Source organism: Cellulomonas fimi ATCC 484 (assembly GCF_000212695.1).
Taxonomy (GTDB): Bacteria; Actinomycetota; Actinomycetes; order Actinomycetales; family Cellulomonadaceae; genus Cellulomonas; species Cellulomonas fimi.
This window is the reverse complement of record NC_015514.1, coordinates 772790-789839: the sequence shown is the minus strand read 5'-3', so window position 1 is coordinate 789839 and position 17050 is coordinate 772790. Positions and strand designations below refer to the sequence as shown.

Genomic DNA, 17050 nt, shown 5'->3' with positions numbered 1-17050 from the left:
CCGTGAGACAATTGCGCGCCGCCGGGAGGGGCCTGCGGCCGGACCGAGGGGCAATTCGTGGAGCTTCAGGACTATCTGCGCGTCCTGCGCAAGCGGTGGGTGTCGATCGTCGCGATCACGGCCCTGGCGACGCTGGGGGCCGTGGCGGCGTCGCTCGCGACGACGCCGATGTACCAGGCGACGACGCAGCTCTACGTGTCGGTGCAGGGCGGGGCGTCGACGTCCGACCTGCTGCAGGGCGCGAACTTCACGCGTCAGCAGGTCACGTCGTACGCGCAGCTCGTGAACAGCCCGAGCGTGCTGGGTCCGGTGATCGACGAGATGGGCATCGACGCGCGCGTCGAGCAGCTCGCGGGCCAGGTGCGGGCGGACTCCCCGCTCAACACGTCGCTCATCAACGTGACCGTCTCGCACGAGAACCCGGCGGTCGCCGCGGCGATGGCCGACGCGATCGCCGCGGAGTTCAAGGACGTCATCGCCGAGCTGGAGACCCCGGCGGGCGGCGGCGCCTCGGCGGTGAAGGTGTCGGTCGTGCGGGAGGCGGCGGCGCCGACGTCGCCCTCGTCGCCCAACCTCAAGCTCAACGTGGCGCTGGGGCTGCTGGTCGGCCTGGCGCTGGGCGTGGGCATCGCGGTGCTGCGCGAGGTGCTCGACACGCGCGTGCGCACGGAGGACGACGTCGCGCGGGTCACGGACACCTCCGTGATCGGCACGATCCCGTTCGACGAGGACGCCCCGAAGCATCCGCTCATCGTGCAGACGAGCCCGCACAGCCACCGCGCGGAGGCGTTCCGGCGCGTGCGCACGAACCTGCAGTTCCTCGACGTCGCGGACCGGCCGCGCTCGATCGTGGTCACCTCGTCGGTGCCCGGTGAGGGCAAGTCGACGACGTCGATCAACGTGGCGATCACGCTCGCGGACGCGGGCACGCGCGTCGTGCTCGTGGACGCGGACCTGCGGCGCCCGGCGGTCGCGAGGTACATGGGCATCGAGGGCTCGGTGGGCCTGACGACGGTGCTCATCGGGCGGGCGGACGTCGCGGACGTCGTGCAGCCCTGGGGCAACGGCAACCTGCACGTGCTGCCCGCGGGCCAGATCCCGCCGAACCCGAGCGAGCTGCTCGGGTCGCAGGCGATGGCACAGCTCCTCGAGACACTGACGTCGCGGTACGAGGTGGTGCTCCTCGACACGGCGCCGCTGCTGCCGGTGACGGACGCGGCGATCCTCGCGAGGCTCACGGGCGGCGCGCTCGTGGTCGCGGGGTCGGACAAGCTGCACCGCAACCAGCTCACGGAGTCGATGAGCTCGCTGGAGACGGTCGGCGCGCGCGTGCTCGGGATCGTGCTGAACCGCCAGCACCGCAAGGCGGGCGACCAGTACACGTACTACGACTACTCGCCGACGCCCGCGGTGGACGGGGCGAAGGGTCGCGCGGGCGGTCGCCGGCGGCGCTCGCGCACGGCCCCGACGGCCCCGACCGCCCCCGTCAACGGCACCCCGACGGGTGCGGTCCCGGTGCCGACGACGACGGGCTCGATCTGGCCGGGCGACGCGCTCAGCGAGGCCCGCGCACGCGGGCTGCAGCCCGGCCCGCAGCACCAGCGCGGCGGCCCCTCGGCCTAGGCAGGCTCCCCGCGCAGCGGGGCGGACGACGAGAAGGGCCCCACCGGAGCGATCCGGTGGGGCCCTTCGTCGGTGCGGGGCGCGTCAGACGCGCACGGCCTGCGCGCGGCGGCGGGCGATGACGACCGCACCGGCGCCGACGGCGAGCAGCGCGCCCGCACCCGCGGCGATCGGCAGGGCGTTCGAGCCGGTCGAGCTGAGCGCGGCGGGGGCGGCGGCACCGGCCACCGTCACGGCCTGGGTCGACAGCACCGCGCCGGAGGCGCCGTCCGTGACGACGAGCGTGAACGTGCCGGACTGCGCCAGCGTCACGGTGAAGACGGCGTCGCCCGCAGCGTCGGTCGTCTTGGTGAGCGACCGGGTGCCGGCGATCGTGATCGTGGAGTCGGGCAGCGAGGCCGGGTTCGACGTGACCGTGAGGGTCACGGGTGTGTTCGCAGGGCCCTTCACCGTGACCGTGAACGCCTGGCCGACGGCGGGCGTCGTGTCGGACACCGTGCCGTCGTTGCTGTAGTCGTCGGCGCCGTAGCCGAAGGCAGCGGTCGGTGCGAGGACGAGGCCGGCGACTGCGGCCGCAGTCACGATGGCGCGACGGGTCTTCATGGTGGTGCTCCCCCACGTTGGAATTCCGGACGTTCGTGCGGGTGCGTCTTTCCGGACATTCCCCCCACGGGCAACCGCTCACGAGGAGCGGTCGCGGTCACGGTACCGATTTTCACGGGCAGCTGGAAGGGATGCTCCAGGGCCCGGAACCGCCCGCAAGAGGAGTTGAACGAATGACCAGATTTCCTTGCGAGGACTTTCCGGTCAGGATCTCCAGGTCCATCGTCGCGTTTTGTCCGGGTGCGAGAGTGAATGTCCGCGCCGCGACGCCCAGGTCGTCGTGCACCTGGGCCAGCACCCCCTGGTCCCCGGAATTCACCCGCACGGACTCGAGGCGGCCGCCGGCGGGTGCATAGACGAGCACATTGGTCCGGACCTCTCCCGGCGGCACGACCCGGTCCGGTCCGACGACGTACTCGGGCAGCTCGGCCGCGTCGGCGGGCGCCGTGGACGTGAGGCTCACGGTCACGTCGACGAGCTGCGAGCCGTCGGGGCGGCAGGACGTCGCCTCGCCCGTCACCTGGAGGTCGAGGTAGTAGCCCATCTTCGCCTGGGTGCCGTCGTTGAGGTACACGCCGACGACGGCCGAGTCGTCCCCGGCGCGCCCGCGCAGCGCCCCGCCGAGCACGGTCGGGGCGAGCAGCTCCTGCTCCTCGGCGTGCGCCGACCACACGAGCAGGCGCCCCTCGCGGGCGGCCTGCGCGAGGGCGTCGACGACGCCGGCCGCGTCACCCTGCCCGCCCGCGACGGCACCGAACACGGTCGCGGCCGTCGACGCGAAGAACGCGTCCTGCTCGGCCGGGTCCTCCAGCCGGAGGTACACGCCGTTGAGCAGCTCGGCGACGGCGTTCTCCCGGGACAGCGTGCTGCCGTCCGCGAGCGTGACCGGCCCGGTGGCACCGAGCACGAGGGCGAGCGCCCCCGGGTCGACCGACAGCACGCCGTCGACCTCGCCGCCGACCTCCTGCTGCCAGATCGCGCGCGCGAGCTCCCCGGTCCGCGGGAAGTCGGGCGTGAAGGTCACGTCGCGCATGTCGGTGCCGAGCAGGGTTCCGAACAGCGCGGTCTCCGTCTCGGTGAGCGGCAGCGCGGGTTCGGCGAGTCCGGCGAGCTCGCCGCCGCGGCGCTGGTCGACGACCTCGACGCGCCCGTCGTCGACGCTCAGCAGCAGGACCGAGCCGGGGATGCCGCCCGTCGCGCGCGGCTCGGCGTTGTTCTGGACGAGGACGAGGTAGGTCCGCGGGCCGTCCGCGCCGAGCATCGGCGGCAGCAGGGCGGCGGCCCGGGCCGCGGTCGACGTGGTGGCGGCGACGTCGGCCACCTGACCGCGCAGCTCCTGCACAGGCTCGGCCACCTGGCCGACGAGCCGGGAGGTGTCCACGCCGTCGAGCTGCGCGACGGCGGCCTGCACGGCGGTGTCGGCCCCGACGATCTGCGGGGCGGCCGCGGCGAGCGGCGCGAGGTCGACGCGCCCGTCGACGGGCGCGAGGCCGGCCGGGTCGACGAGCGACACGGCGTCGACGAGCGGCGGCAGCCCGTGCTGCGCGAGGTTGTCGACGACGTCGGCGACGACCTGCACGGCCTCGGTCTGCGCGCCGACCCACGGCACCACGGCGGCGACCGCCCACACCGGTCCCCGGGTCCGCTCGCGCGCCGTCGCGGCGTCGTCCTGCAGTCGCGTCACAGTCGCCCGCGCACCCTCGACGTCGCCCGCAGCCGCCTGCTCCTGCAGGCGCACGACCTCCGCGCGGGCGGACAGCAGCGCGTCGCGCGCCGCGATCGCGTCGAGAGCGAGCCACCCGGCCGCGGCGAGCACCACCGCGACGAGGGCACCGGCACCGAGCAGGACCCGGGTCCGGCGGCGTCCCCGGCGCACCCGGGCGGGCACCGCGCGACGCCAACGCGGCTCGGGGGCGGCGGGCTGCTCCGGGACGCTCTGCGCGGACCAGGCGTCGCCCCAGTCCGGGTGTGTCACGCAGGGCCTCCCGCTCGGGTGGGTCGGGCGTCGGGCGTGCGACGTCCGGCACGCCGCCGCGCGACGCGGCTCGATGGTAACCACGGCCCCTGAGCGGGCCCCGGCACGCCGACGGCGCGGCCCGGGTCGTCCCCCGGCCGCGCCGTCGGTCGGCGCACGTGGGCGCCGCTCAGAGGGCGGCGCTGCGCCGGCGCGCGAGCAGCAGCGCCCCGACGCCCACGACGAGCAGAGCGCCGGCACCGACGACGTACGGGAGCGCGTCGGCGCCGGTCGAGCTCAGCGTGCCGCCCGTGCCGGTCGTGGTCACCGCGAGCACCTCGGTCGCGATCACGGCACCCGTCGCGGCGTCGCGCGCGGTGAGCGTGTACGTGCCTTCCTGGGCGAGCGTGACGGTGAAGGACACCGCCCCGGACGCGTCGGTCGTCCTGGTCAGCGACCGGGTGCCCGCGATCGTGATCGCGCTGTCCGGGATGGACGCGGGCGACGACGTCACCGTGAGCGAGACCGCCGTCGACGGCCGGTACTGGATCGTCACGGTGAACGGCTGGCCGGGCGCCGGTGTCGGGTCGGACACCGTGGCGACCACGCTCGGCGCCCGGTAGCCGTCGTCGGTGACCGCTGCGGTGGCCGCGCTCCCTGCGGACAGGAGCAGACCGCCTGCGACGAGCGCGGCGGCGAGATGGCGTCGAACGTTCATGTTTTTCCCCCTCGGCTTCCCCCATGGGCCGGTGGCGCGAGCACGCGCCTCGTCGAACGTACAACTGCCCGAGGCATCCGGAAAGTGGGAGCGTGACTCTCCGTGACGGCTACGGTGACCGGGTGCACCGCCTGCTCCACGCCCCACGCCGCGCGCTCCTCGTCGCCCTCGCCGTCTACCTCGCGTGCGTCGTGCGCGTCACGCTGTGGCCCGAGCCGGCGCCCGACGAGGCGTTCGGCGTGGTCAGGACGGTGCTCGCGTGGCTGCAGGGACGAGGCGTCGCCGTCACCTACGCGGGCGTGGAGGCGGTCGCGAACGTCGTGATGTTCGTGCCGTTCGGGCTCCTCGTCGCACTGCTGCTGCGCCGGCCGTGGCTCACCGTCGCGCTGGGTGCGCTCACGTCGACAGCCATCGAGGTCGCGCAGCTCGCGTTCCTCCCGACACGCGTGCCGACCGTGCAGGACGTCGCCATGAACACCGTCGGCACCGCGCTGGGCGTCGGCGCGCTCGCGCTCGCACGCAGACGAGCGGGCCGGGACCTCCCGACGGAGACCCCGGCCCGCGTGGGCGCCTGAAGCGTCAGATGCCCAGGGCGGTCTTGATCGGCCCGAGCAGGAAGTACAGGACGAACAGCACCGCGGCGCCCCACATGAGCGGGTGCACCTGCTTCGCCTTCCCGAGCGCGAGCTTGATGACGACGAACGAGATGACGCCCGCGCCCATGCCGACGGTGATCGAGTAGGCGAACGGCATGAGGACGATCGTGAGGAACGCCGGGATCGCGACCTCCCAGTTCTTCCAGTCGATGCCCGTCACCTGCATGACCATGAGGAAGCCGACGACCACGAGGGCCGGCGTCGCGGCCTCGAACGGGATGACGTCGACCAGCGGCGCGAGGAACGTCGCGAGCAGGAACGCGACACCCGTGGTGATCGCGGCCAGGCCCGTCCGGGCGCCGTCGCCGACACCGGCGGCCGACTCGATGTAGGACGTGTTCGAGGAGACCGAGCCCGCACCACCCGCCGCCGCGGCGAGCGAGTCGACGATGAGGATCTGCTTGGTGCGGGGCGGGTTGCCCTCCTTGTCGAGCAGCTCCGCCTCACCGCCGATCGCGACCATCGTGCCCATCGTGTCGAAGAAGTCCGCGAGCAGCAGCGAGAAGACGAGCAGGACGACCGCGACGACGCCGATCCTCTCGACCGAGCCGAACAGCGAGAACTGGCCGAGGAGCGAGAAGTCGGGGGTCGCGACGACCTGCTCCGGGATCTTCGGGACGTTGAGCTTCCACGCCTCCGGGTTGGGCGCGTCGGGCGTCGAGCCGCCGATCTTGAGGAAGTACTCGAGCACGATCGACAGGACCGTCGCGACCGCGATCGCGATGAGGATCGCGCCCTTGACCTTGCGGACCATGAGGATCACGGCCGTGAGCAGGCCCACGACGAACACGAGCAGCGGCCACGAGCCGAGCGACCCGGCGATGCCGAGCTCGACAGGCGTCGCCAGGCTCGACGGGATGCGCACGAAGCCGGAGTCGACGAGGCCGATGAAGGCGATGAACAGGCCGATGCCGACGCTGATCGCGGTCTTGAGCTCCAGCGGGACGGCCTTGAACACGGCCTCGCGGAACCCGGTGAGGACCAGCACGAGGATGATGAGGCCCTCGAGCACGACGATGCCCATCGCGTCCGGCCACGTCATGCCGGGCAGGAACGCGATCGAGTACGTGACGACGGCGTTGAGGCCGAGACCGGCCGCGAGCGCGAGCGGGAAGTTCGCGACCGCGCCCATGAGGATCGACATGACGCCCGCGACGAGCGCGGTGGTCGCGGCGACCGCGGCGAGGTTCGGGGCGTCGCCGCCGCCCAGGAACGCACCGTTGCCGCCGTCCGACTGGACGGTGCCGATGATGAGCGGGTTGAGGACGATGATGTAGCTCATCGTGAAGAAGGTCACGAGGCCGCCGCGGACCTCCGTGCCGATGGTCGAGCCGCGCTCGGAGATCTTGAAGTAGCGGTCGATCGCGTTGCGGGGTGGCGCGGGACGCTCGTCCTGCGCGACGGGGGCGCTGGGGGAAGCCATGCGCGCATCGTAGGAGAACGACCGGGAACCGCGGCCGGTTCCCTCACTCCGCAACATGATCGTCACACGCGGCCGTCCGGGTGGCCCTGCGCGGACCGTCCGCGGCCGCCCGGCATCATGGGACGGTGACCGTCTCCCCCGGCCTGCCCGGCGCCCCGTTCCGCGTGCTCACGGTGTGCACCGGCAACATCTGCCGCTCCCCCGCGGTCGAGCGGCTCCTCGCGGCCGGGCTCGCGGGCGGCTTCCGGGGCGGCCCGCCCGGACCGGGCGGCGTCGAGGTCGGGTCGGCCGGCACGCGCGCGGTCGTCGGTGCGCCGATCAGCCCGCAGATGGCCGTTCTGGTCGCCGGCCGGGGCGTGGCCGCCGACGCGTTCGCGGCCCGCCAGCTCCAGGAGTCCGTGGTCCGCGAGGCGGACCTCGTGATCGCCCTCACGCGCGCGCACCGCTCCGCGGTCGTCGAGCTGGTCCCCGCGGCCGTGCGCCGCACGTTCACGCTGCGCGAGCTCGCCCGGCTCGCCCCCCTCGTCGACCCCGCACAGCTCGCGGCGGCCGGACCGCGCCCCGCCGAGCGGCTGCGCGCCCTGCTGCCCCTCGCGGCCGCGCAGCGCGGCCAGGTCGCCGCGACCCCGCAGGACGACGACGTGACCGACCCCATCGGCGGCAGCGACGCACTGTACGCGCGCGTGTTCGCGCAGATGGAGCAGGCCGTCGAGGTGGTCGTCGGCGCGGTGCGCCGGCCGTAGGCTCGGCGTCGTGCCGTCGCTCGTCGAGAAGCTGCTGCGCCCCGAGCGCACCCCGCCCGCCCCGGTGCACGTCGACCTCGGTCCCGTGCTGCTCGTGGGCACGGCGACGTGGTTCGTGGCGCTCCTCGTGACCGGCGTGCTGGCTGCCCTGGGCGCGACCGGGTGGACGCCGGCCGTCGTGTGCGCGGCCGGCGTCGTCATCGGTCTGGGCGGCGTCGTCTGGGCGCGGCTGCACCCGACGACGCCCCCCGCTCAGACCACGACCAGCGAGAACCCGCCCCTGCCGTAGCCCGCCACGTCGACGTCGAGGTCGCACCGGCGCCCGAACGCCTGCGCGTGCCGCGCGACGTCCGCCGGGACGGGGTGGCCCGGCTCGAACACCGTCTCGAGCCGCACGTGCGGCGCGCCCTCGGCGTTGAACAGCGAGCCCATGACGTTGAGCACCTCGCTCGCGTTCTCGAGCAGGCCGTCCGGCAGGCCGCCGTGGTCGACGGCCTGCTGCGCCATCCGCACGGGCACCAGGCCGAGCGCACCACCCAGGTACGCGGCGAGCGGCACGTCGAGCAGCACGAGCGCGGCGACCGCGCCGATGTCGTCGACGTACATGCCCACGAGGCACCCGTCGCCCTTCGCGGGGTCCTGCGCGGACGCCCCCGTGAGCACCTCGACGTCGCGCCCGACGAGGCTCTCCAGCAGGCTGCGGACCTCGACCGCGTCCGCGAGCGGCGTCTGCGCGCTCATGCCAGCACCGGCTCGATGACCTCGCGGAACGCGTCCGCGGTGAACGGCTTCGCGATGAGGAACAGCGCGCCGGCCGCCTCGGCCGTGGCCCGCATCTCGGGCGAGCCCTCCGAGGTCACGAAGCCGAACGGCGTCTCGAAACCCGAGGCGCGCAGGGCCTCGAGCAGCTCGATGCCCGACATGTTGGGCATGTTCCAGTCCGACAGGACGACGTCGGGCTCGTCCGCGCGGACCGCCTCCAGGGCCTCCGCCCCGTCCGACGCCTCGCGGACGTCCCAGTCGTAGCCGGCCTGACGGAGCGTGCGGATGACGATCTGCCGCATGACGCGGCTGTCGTCGACGACGAGGACGCGGATCATGAACGGTTCCTTCCTTCGGTGCCACGCCCGCCGGTGGGTCCGGACGTGACGGCGGTGCAGGGGACGTGGGGCGCGAGGGTGCTCGTCATGCGGCCCCCAGCAGGACCCAGAGCTCGACGACGATGGGCCGGCCGCGCCACGACAGTGCCAGCTCCTGGACGCGCAGCGCGCCGTCGAGCACGGGCACGGTGGCCGCGACCGTCGGCAGGCCCAGCTTCGCGGCGTCCGGCATGAGGGCCTTGATGTTCCCGCCCACGACGTTCGCGAGCTCGCCGAACGCGTCGACCAGGTCGTCGTGCGAGACCTCCTCGTCGGCGGGCAGGCCGAGCAGCGCACGGGCCAGGTCGTGCGCGGTCGGGGTCGCCGTCGTCAGCACGGCGCGGCCGCTGATCTCGCCGAACATGTCGACCCACGCGTGCACGGCGTCCTCGACCTCGGGCGTCGGGCCGTCCCACGCGTTCAGGTGGCCCTCCTCCCCGTCGATCATCGACGAGAACACGTCGCGGGCGATGAGCAGGACCTGGTCGGTGGCGACGTCGGTGCTCATGCGGGTTCCTCCACGGGGACGAGGCCCAGGAGGTCGAGCTTGGCCCGGATCTCCTCGGCGGTGAACGGCTTGATGAGGTACTCGTGGGCGCCCGCCGCGAGCGCGCGCACGATCTGGGACTGCTCCGCCTCGGTGGTGACCATCATCAGCGTGACGGACCGCCAGTCGCGGTTCTTGCGGACGTGCGTGACGAGCTCGAGACCGTCCATGACCGGCATGTTCCAGTCGACGGTCACGAGGTCCACGGCGCCGTCCTGCGCGAGCACGTCGAGGGCCTGCTGCCCGTGCTCGGCGTGGGTGGTCTCGAAGCCGAGACCCTCCAGGACGTTCGAGACGATGCGGCGCATCGTCCGCGAGTCGTCGACCACGAGTGCTCTCATCGGCTCTCTCCTCGGACGGGTGCGGGCACGGGCGTGCGGGTGGTCGGCAGGACGCCGCGGGGTGCGGCGCCCGGGGGGACGGTGGGTGGGGCGACCGGGCGGACCGTGGCCGCGGGCGGGGCGGCCGGCGCGGGCACCGCGCGCACCGGGACGGACGGCGGGCTCGCCGGGCGGGGCAGCGTCCCGATCGACCCGGCGGCGGGCGTGAGCGTGCGCGGGGCGGCGAGGAACGGGCGGACGGCGGGCGCGCCCGCCGTCCCCGGGGACCCCGCCCGGTACACCGCGCCGCGGCCCACGGGGATCCGCTCCCACGAGTCGTCGAGGCCGATGGTCGTCTCGGCGGCGCCCAGCACGAGGTAGCCGCCGGGGCGCATGGCCGCCAGGACGCGGTCGAGCACGGCCTGCTTGACCGGCAGGTCGAAGTAGATGAGCACGTTGCGCAGGAACACGACGTCGAAGCCGCCGACGAACGGCGGGGCGTCGAGCAGGTTGTGCCGGTGGAACGTCACCTGCCGGCGCAGCGGCTCCTTGACGCGCCACCCCATGCCGTCGGCCTCGAAGTGCCGCACGAGCATCGGCGACGGCAGCCCGCGGTTCGTCTCGAGCCGCGAGTACGTGCCCGTGGCCGCGCGGTCGAGCACCGTCTGGTTGATGTCGGTCGCGACGATCTCGACGGCCGTCTCGGGGCCGAGCGCGTCCGCGAGGGTCATCGCGATCGAGTACGGCTCCTGCCCCGTCGAGCAGGCGGCGGACCAGATGCGCAGCCGCGGCAGCGAGCCGTCGGGGCGGCGCAGGCCGGGCAGGATCTCCTCGGTCAGCGCCTGGAACGGCGAGCCGTCCCGGAAGAAGGACGTCTCGTTCGTGGTCAGCGCCTCGACGACGGCCTGCTCGTCCGCGGCCCGCGCGCTCGTGCGCACCTGCCGCACGTAGGCGTCGACGCGTGCGTGCCCCGCGGCCTGCGCGAGCGGCAGCAGGCGCGACTCGACGAGGTACTCCTTGCCGCTGTCGAGCTGGATGCCCGCACGGCGCTGGACGAGGTCGGCGACGTACTGGAAGACGTCGGAGGCGAGGCTCATCGCGGTGCTCCGCTCGGGTCGGGTGATCGGTGGTCGGTGCCGCGGGCCGACAGGACGTCCTGCACGGCCCCCGCGACGTCGTCGATGGGCAGGACCCGGTGGGCCAGCCCGGCCGCGGCGACGGCGCCCGGCATCCCCCACACGACGCTCGTCGCGCGGTCCTGGACGAGGACGGTGCCGCCGGCCTCGACGACGTCGGCGCACCCGTCGCGCCCGTCCGCGCCCATGCCGGTGAGGACGACGGCGAGGATCTCGCCGCGCACGGCCTTGACGGCGGAGCGGAACAGCACGTCGACCGCGGGGCGGCAGAAGTTGATCGGCGGCGCGTCCGTCAGCGCGGTGCGCAGCATGCCGGTGCGGGTGTCGACGACGAGGTGCCGGTCGCCGGGGGCGATGTACACATGCCCGGGGCGCAGCGGCTCGTCGTGCGCGGCCTCGACGACGGTCGTCGGGCCGAGCCGGTCGAGGCGCGCGGCGAGCTGGCGCGTGAACACGGGCGGCATGTGCTGCACGACGAGGACCGGCACCCGCGGCGGCGTGGTGAACCCGCGCAGCAGCCGGGACAGGGCCTCGGGCCCGCCGGTCGACGACCCGACGACGACGAGCTGCACCGGGTGCGGTGCGGGCTCGCGCAGCGGGCGCCGGGCCGGTGCGGCGGTCGCCGGGGCGCCCGTGGCGGCGCGCGGCGCGGCGAGCCGCGGCAGCGGGCGGCCCGTGGGCGCGACGGGTTCGGCGTCGCGCGGGACGAGCGCGATGATCTTCGGCACCAGCTCGCGGGCCACGCGCGCCAGGGCCTCGGCGACCGAGCCGGTGCCGTGCGGCTTGGTCACGTAGTCCGTGGCGCCCGCGGCGAGCGCGTCGAGCGTCGCGATCGCGCCCCGCTCGGTGAGCGTGGAGAACATGACGACGGGCATGCGGTGCCCGGCGGCACGCAGCGCGGCGACCGCCTCGATGCCGTCCATCTCCGGCATCTCGACGTCCATCGTCACCAGGTCGGGCTGGAGCTGCTCGACCTTCGCCTGCGCGAGCCGGCCGTTGGCGGCGACGCCGACGACCTCGATGCGCGGGTCGGCGGCGAGGACGTCGCTGACGATGCGCCGCACCACGACCGAGTCGTCGACGACGAGCACCCGGACGCGGCTCACGCGGCGCCCCCGAGCGCGAGCTGCACGTCGTGGGCGACCTCGTCGTCGTAGGGGACGACGACGACGCCCTGCGTGCGGGCCTGCGCGAGCACGTCGTCGAGCGAGCCCGAGTCGACCGGCACGGCGACGAGCGCGTGCGCGCCACCGTCGAGCAGCGCACGTACCTGCGTGACCTGCGTGGGGGCGTCGGCCGCGTAGTGCACGCGCACGCCGTACCCGAGCTGTGCAAGCCGGTGCACGATGACGTCCCCCTCCTCCTGCCAGCCCACCGCGGGCAGCGCGACCCCGACCAGCCGGGTCGACTGCCAGCGCGCGAGGGTGTCGCCGTCCAGCTCCCCGCCGCCCGTCTGGTGGGCGAACGCGGCTGCCACCGCGAGCGCCATCACCGACGCGGCCCATGCCTTGCGTCGCGACATCCCTGTCTCCTTCGTACCGCCGGGCCGTCCGTGACCCGGGGGGTGTGCACCTTCGTCAGAAGGTGAACGCGGACACCCGCTCACGCAGGTCCGCGGACATCCGGGCCAGCTCGGTGACCGAGCCGCCCATCTGCGCGAGGACTTGCGAGCTCGACGCGGCCGAGGTGGCCACGCCCGTGATGTTCGCGGCGATCTCGCCGGAACCTGTGGCGGCCTCGACGACCCCACGGGACATCTCGTTGGTCGTCGCGGTCTGCTCCTCGACGGCCGACGCGATGGTCAGCTGGTAGTCGTTGATCGACGCGATGATCGTGCCGATCTCCCCGATCGCGGCCACCGCCCCGGTCGTGTCGGCCTGGATCGCCTCGACCCGACGCGCGATGTCCTCCGTCGCGCGCGCCGTCTCCGACGCCAGCTCCTTGACCTCACCCGCCACGACCGCGAACCCCTTGCCCGCCTCACCCGCACGGGCCGCCTCGATCGTCGCGTTCAGGGCGAGCAGGTTCGTCTGCTCCGCGATCGACGTGATCAGCTTGACGACCTTGCCGATCTCCTGGCTCGACGAGCCGAGCCGGGACACCGAGTCGTTGGCGGTCGCGGCGGCGCCGGTCGCGGCCTGCGCGACCTTCGTCGCCTCGGTCGCGTTCTGCGCGATCTCCCGGATCGACGCGCCCATCTGCTCCGCACCGGCGGCGACGGCCTGCACGTTGCGGGACACCTGCTCGGCGGCCGCCGCGACGACGCCGGCCTGCGCGCTCGTCTCGTCGGATCCCGCGGCGACCTGGCTGGACGACGCGGACAGCTGCTCGGCGGCCGCGGCCACCTCGTCGGCGGTCTTCTGGACCTCCTCGAGCGTGGACCGCACGCCGCGCTGCGCCTTGGCGAGCGCGTCACGCATCTGGCCCATCTCGTCGCGGGACGTGCCGGGCACGGTGCGCGTGAAGTCGCCGACGGCCATGCCGTTGAGCGCCCGGCACACGTCCCACACGCTCTTGCGGATCCCGGCGGCGACCTTCACCCCGAGGAACAGCGACACCGCGAGGCCGACCAGCAGGGAGACCCCGAGGATCAGTCCGGCCCGGTCGACGCGGGCCTGCGCGGCGTCCGCCGTGCTCTGCACCTGCGCCGCCATCTCCGCCTCGACGTCCCGGAACGCACGGTCGAACTCGTCGATCGCGGGCTGGCCGATCGACTCGAGCGCCGAGGAGTACGCGTCGCCGTCGGACAGCGCCGCCGGCACCACCGACTCGTCACGCACCTCGACCCACATCCCGTACTTCTCGACGAACGTCGGCCACGTCTCGAGGCTGCGGCCGACGGGCGACTCGCCGAACGCGGTCATCGCGTCCGCCGTCTCGAGGTCGTTGCGGCGCTGCAGCTCGACCCACGAGCGGCGCACCACCGGGTTCTGCACCGCCGCGATCTGCGCGACGACCAGGCGCGACGTGTGCTGGCCCTCGTCGACCGCGCCGGCGAGGTCCGCGACCTCGGTCGCGATGACGTCGATCTCCCCCACGTCCTGCGCGGCGCGCTGCAGCGCGGTGAACGCGTACGCGCCCGACCCCAGCGCCACGACGGCCACCAGGCCGAGCAGCAGGAGCATCTTGGTCTGGATGCCGAGGTCGTTCAGGCTCTTGCGACGGTGCGGGGCACCGTCACGGGAGTTCTTGGTCATCACGTGCTCCTTGTGGGGGCTTCGTCGCCGTCGTCTCTCCGATCGGTCGCACCGGTGGCGCCGTGAGGCCTCACCAGGCACGTCACCCGGGCGGCGGCCGGTCGCGCGGTCAGGCGGCGGCGGCCTCGTCGACGTCGAGCACCAGGAGCAGGCGCTCGTCGAGCGTGCACGCCGACCGGATCAGCGGGCGCAGCTCGGCGTCCAGCGTCTCGGGCGGCGCGCCGACCTGGTCGGCCGGGACGTCGAGCACGTCACCGATCTCGTCGACGAGCAGGCTGACGGGCTCCCCGTCGACCTGGACGACGACCATCATCGGCTCGGCGTCGGCACCGAGCGGCGGAAGCCCGAGCCGCGGGCGCAGGTCGACCGTGAGGACGACCTGGCCGCGCAGGTTGACGAGCCCGGCGATCCCGGGAGGCGCGAGCGGGACGCGGGTGCGGGCGTGCGCCCGCAGCGCCTCCTGGACGCGCAGCACGTCGACGCCGTACAGGCCGTCGGCGATCGTGAACGTGACGTAGCGGCTCACGCGGCACCCTCCAGCGGGTCGTCCTCGAACTCGTGGTCGGCCGCGAGCAGCGCGGCCCGGATGTCGAGCAGCTCGGTGACGCGCCCGTGCACGATGGTCGAGCCGACCAGGCCGGGGGCGTCGATGTCGGAGTGCTCGGCGTGGTCCTCGATGATGTCGACGATCTCCTCGACGACGAGCGCCGCGCTGCGGGCCCCGCGCTCGTACACCACGAGCAGCAGCTCCTCGCGGTCGTCGCGGCGCGCCCCGACGAGGCCGTCGACGCGTGCGAGCGGCAGGATCGACCCGCGGTACTGCACGACCTCGCGTCCCCCGACCGTCTCGACGTCGGCGGCGCGCACGTGCTCGAGGCGGGCCACGCCGGCCAGCGGCATCCCGACCAGCCGGCCCTCGCCGATGCGGGCGACGAGCAGCTGCGCGGTCTGCGCGGCCTCCTCCGCCGCGGACCGGCTCGTGCCGCCGACGCTCGCGTGCTCGGTCTCGCGGAGCATCGCGCGCCGGGCGATCGCCTGGACGTCGAGGATGAGCGCGACCCGGCCGTCGCCGAGCACCGTGGTGCCCGAGTACGTGCCGACGGACTTGAGCTGTGCCGCGAGCGGGGTGACGACGATCTCCTCGGTCGCCAGGACCCGGTCGACGAGCAGCCCGAACCGGTGGTCGTCGGCCTGCACGACCACGATGACGCCCGGGCGGGACCCGGTCTCGTCGGTCAGCGCGAGGACGTGGCGCAGCGGCACCAGCGGCAGCAGCTCGCCGCGCAGCCGGTAGACGGGCGCGTCGTGCACGTGCTCGACCGACTGCTCCGCGCGCTCGTCCAGCGCCACGAGCTCCAGCACGTGCACCTGCGGCACGGCGTACACGTCGCCGTCGCACTCGACGGACAGCGACGGCATGATCGCGAGCGTCAGCGGGATCCGCAGCCGCCACGACGTCCCGACGCCCACGGTCGACTCGACGTCGACGGTGCCGCCGACGGCCTCGATCCGGGTCCGCACGACGTCCATGCCGACGCCGCGGCCCGACACGTTCGTGACCTCGGCGGCCGTCGAGAAGCCGGGCAGGAACAGCAGGCCGAGCATCTCCGCCTGACCGAGCGACGCGACCTGCTCGGGCGTGCGCAGGCCCTTGCGGACCGCGGACGCCGCGACCTTCTCCGGGTCGATGCCCCGGCCGTCGTCCCGCACCTCGACGACGACCTGGCCGCCCGCGTGGTACGCGCGCAGCTCCAGCACGCCCTGCGCGGGCTTGCCCGCCGCGACGCGCTCGGCCGGCGGCTCGATGCCGTGGTCGACCGCGTTGCGGACGAGGTGCGTCAGCGGGTCCTTGACCGCCTCGAGCAGGCTGCGGTCGAGCTCGGTGTCGCCGCCGACGAGCTCGAGGCGCACCTCGCGCCCGCACACCGCGGCGAGGTCGCGCACGACGCGCGGCATCTTCGACCAGACGTGCTCGATCGGCTGCATGCGCGTGCGCATGACGCCGTCCTGCAGCTCGGAGGCGATGAGGTTGAGCTGCTGCGCGGACCGCGTGAGGTCGACGTCCTGCGCCTCCGACGCGAGCCGGCTGAGCCGGTTGCGGAACAGCACGAGCTCGCCGACCTGGCGCATGAGGCGGTCGAGCAGGTCGACGTCGATGCGGACCGACGACTCGGCGGCGCCGCGCAGTGCCGCGACCTCCTCGAGCGGGGCCGCCGGCGGGGCCATGGTCGGCTGGTACGCGGGACCGGCGCCGAGGTCGGCCAGCGACGCGGCGGCGAGCGCCTGGACGGCCGCGGCCTCGATCGCGGCGTCGGCCGCACCGGGGGCGGCGCCCGCGGCGGGCGCGTGGGCGGCGGAGTGCACGAGCGCGGCCTCGGCGACCGGGGCCTCGCGGGGATGCGGCACCTGGGCCACGCGCGGCTCGGCGTGCTCGGCGTGCTCGACGACGGGTGCGGTCCGTGCAGCCTCGGCGGTTGCGGCCGGCGCAGCCTCGGCGGGTGCCGCCTCTGCGGGTGCCGCCTCGGCGGTCGGGGCCGGCGCGGCGGCCGTGGCGGGAGCGTCGGCGCGGCCCTCCTGCACGGCCACGATCGCGGTCACGACCGTGTCGACGTCCACGTCGCCCTCGCCGCCCGTGCGCTCGATCGCGTCGAGCAGCAGCCGGACGGTGTCGACGGTCCGCAGCAGCACGTCGGTCGTCGCCTGGTCCATCTGGCGGCGCCCGTCGCGCAGCTCGACGAGCAGGTTCTCCCCCGCGTGCGTGACCCGCTCGAGCCGGCCGAACGCGAGGAAGCCGCTCGTGCCCTTGATCGTGTGGATCGTCCGGAAGACGCTGCTCAGCAGTGCCCGGTCCCCGGGGCTGCTCTCGAGCGCCACGAGGTCGCGGTCCAGCTGGTCGAGGTTCTCGTGACTCTCGACCAGGAACTCGCGGACGATCTCGTCGATGTCCTCCACGTTCGCCTCCCCACCGGGGGGCGAACGGCGCCGGCCCGG

The 17050-nt window shown here is 74.2% G+C and carries 18 protein-coding genes; 4 read left to right on the top strand and 14 right to left on the bottom strand.

What is annotated here, in order from left to right:
- Positions 1-57: 57 nt before the first annotated feature.
- Positions 58-1623, top strand: coding sequence for a tyrosine-protein kinase domain-containing protein (locus tag CELF_RS03605; protein ID WP_013769890.1), 1566 nt, complete (start codon positions 58-60; stop codon positions 1621-1623).
- A gap of 84 nt (positions 1624-1707) precedes the next feature.
- Here CELF_RS03605 and CELF_RS03600 read toward each other — a convergent pair whose 3' ends face one another.
- From CELF_RS03600 to CELF_RS19880, 3 genes are all read right to left on the bottom strand, one after another.
- Positions 1708-2226: a hypothetical protein gene (locus tag CELF_RS03600; protein WP_013769889.1), complete on the bottom strand. Its 519-nt coding sequence runs from the start codon at positions 2224-2226 to the stop codon at positions 1708-1710.
- Positions 2227-2338: 112 nt separating this feature from the next.
- On the bottom strand, positions 2339-4201 hold the full coding sequence (locus CELF_RS03595) for a DUF4012 domain-containing protein (RefSeq protein ID WP_013769888.1): 1863 nt from the start codon (positions 4199-4201) through the stop codon (positions 2339-2341).
- Between the two features lie 169 nt (positions 4202-4370).
- A complete protein-coding gene (locus CELF_RS19880) occupies positions 4371-4898 on the bottom strand; it encodes a hypothetical protein (RefSeq protein ID WP_013769887.1) in 528 nt (175 codons plus the stop codon).
- 122 nt (positions 4899-5020) lie between these two features.
- Between CELF_RS19880 and CELF_RS03580 the strand changes: the two genes are divergently transcribed.
- Positions 5021-5473, top strand: coding sequence for a VanZ family protein (locus tag CELF_RS03580; protein ID WP_041553768.1), 453 nt, complete (start codon positions 5021-5023; stop codon positions 5471-5473).
- A gap of 4 nt (positions 5474-5477) precedes the next feature.
- Here CELF_RS03580 and CELF_RS03575 read toward each other — a convergent pair whose 3' ends face one another.
- On the bottom strand, positions 5478-6977 hold the full coding sequence (locus CELF_RS03575) for an NCS2 family permease (RefSeq protein ID WP_013769885.1): 1500 nt from the start codon (positions 6975-6977) through the stop codon (positions 5478-5480).
- Between the two features lie 125 nt (positions 6978-7102).
- On the opposite strand from CELF_RS03575, the gene CELF_RS03570 reads away from it, so the two are divergent.
- Both CELF_RS03570 and CELF_RS03565 read left to right on the top strand, forming a co-directional pair.
- Positions 7103-7720, top strand: coding sequence for an arsenate reductase/protein-tyrosine-phosphatase family protein (locus CELF_RS03570; protein ID WP_013769884.1), 618 nt, complete (start codon positions 7103-7105; stop codon positions 7718-7720).
- Between the two features lie 10 nt (positions 7721-7730).
- On the top strand, positions 7731-8009 hold the full coding sequence (locus CELF_RS03565) for a DUF2530 domain-containing protein (protein ID WP_013769883.1): 279 nt from the start codon (positions 7731-7733) through the stop codon (positions 8007-8009).
- On the opposite strand, the gene CELF_RS03560 is transcribed toward CELF_RS03565, so the two are convergent.
- From CELF_RS03560 to CELF_RS03515, 10 genes are all read right to left on the bottom strand, one after another.
- A complete protein-coding gene (locus CELF_RS03560; RefSeq protein ID WP_013769882.1) occupies positions 7973-8461 on the bottom strand; it encodes a hypothetical protein in 489 nt (162 codons plus the stop codon). The two genes, CELF_RS03565 and CELF_RS03560, sit on opposite strands and share 37 nt — an antisense overlap.
- Positions 8458-8820, bottom strand: coding sequence for a response regulator (locus CELF_RS03555; protein WP_013769881.1), 363 nt, complete (start codon positions 8818-8820; stop codon positions 8458-8460). The genes CELF_RS03560 and CELF_RS03555 overlap by 4 nt, the downstream gene beginning before the upstream one ends.
- Before the next feature lie 85 nt (positions 8821-8905).
- On the bottom strand, positions 8906-9367 hold the full coding sequence (locus tag CELF_RS03550; RefSeq protein ID WP_013769880.1) for a chemotaxis protein CheX: 462 nt from the start codon (positions 9365-9367) through the stop codon (positions 8906-8908).
- The gene (locus CELF_RS03545) at positions 9364-9747 is read right to left on the bottom strand and encodes a response regulator (protein ID WP_013769879.1); all 384 of its coding nucleotides are present in this window, start codon (positions 9745-9747) and stop codon (positions 9364-9366) included. The genes CELF_RS03550 and CELF_RS03545 overlap by 4 nt, the downstream gene beginning before the upstream one ends.
- A complete protein-coding gene (locus tag CELF_RS03540) occupies positions 9744-10823 on the bottom strand; it encodes a CheR family methyltransferase (protein ID WP_013769878.1) in 1080 nt (359 codons plus the stop codon). The genes CELF_RS03545 and CELF_RS03540 overlap by 4 nt, the downstream gene beginning before the upstream one ends.
- Positions 10820-11968, bottom strand: a complete 1149-nt coding sequence (locus CELF_RS03535; protein ID WP_013769877.1) for a protein-glutamate methylesterase/protein-glutamine glutaminase — start codon at positions 11966-11968, stop codon at positions 10820-10822. Before CELF_RS03535 ends, CELF_RS03540 begins: the two co-directional genes overlap by 4 nt.
- Complete coding sequence (locus CELF_RS03530) at positions 11965-12384, bottom strand: type 1 periplasmic-binding domain-containing protein (RefSeq protein WP_013769876.1); 420 nt, start codon at positions 12382-12384, stop codon at positions 11965-11967. The genes CELF_RS03535 and CELF_RS03530 overlap by 4 nt, the downstream gene beginning before the upstream one ends.
- Positions 12385-12439: 55 nt before the next feature.
- Positions 12440-14059 (bottom strand): methyl-accepting chemotaxis protein, encoded by a 1620-nt coding sequence (locus CELF_RS03525; protein WP_013769875.1) that lies wholly within the window; start codon positions 14057-14059, stop codon positions 12440-12442.
- Between the two features lie 109 nt (positions 14060-14168).
- Positions 14169-14585: a chemotaxis protein CheW gene (locus CELF_RS03520; protein ID WP_013769874.1), complete on the bottom strand. Its 417-nt coding sequence runs from the start codon at positions 14583-14585 to the stop codon at positions 14169-14171.
- Positions 14582-17011: a chemotaxis protein CheA gene (locus CELF_RS03515; protein WP_013769873.1), complete on the bottom strand. Its 2430-nt coding sequence runs from the start codon at positions 17009-17011 to the stop codon at positions 14582-14584. Before CELF_RS03515 ends, CELF_RS03520 begins: the two co-directional genes overlap by 4 nt.
- Between the last annotated feature and the right edge of the window lie 39 nt (positions 17012-17050).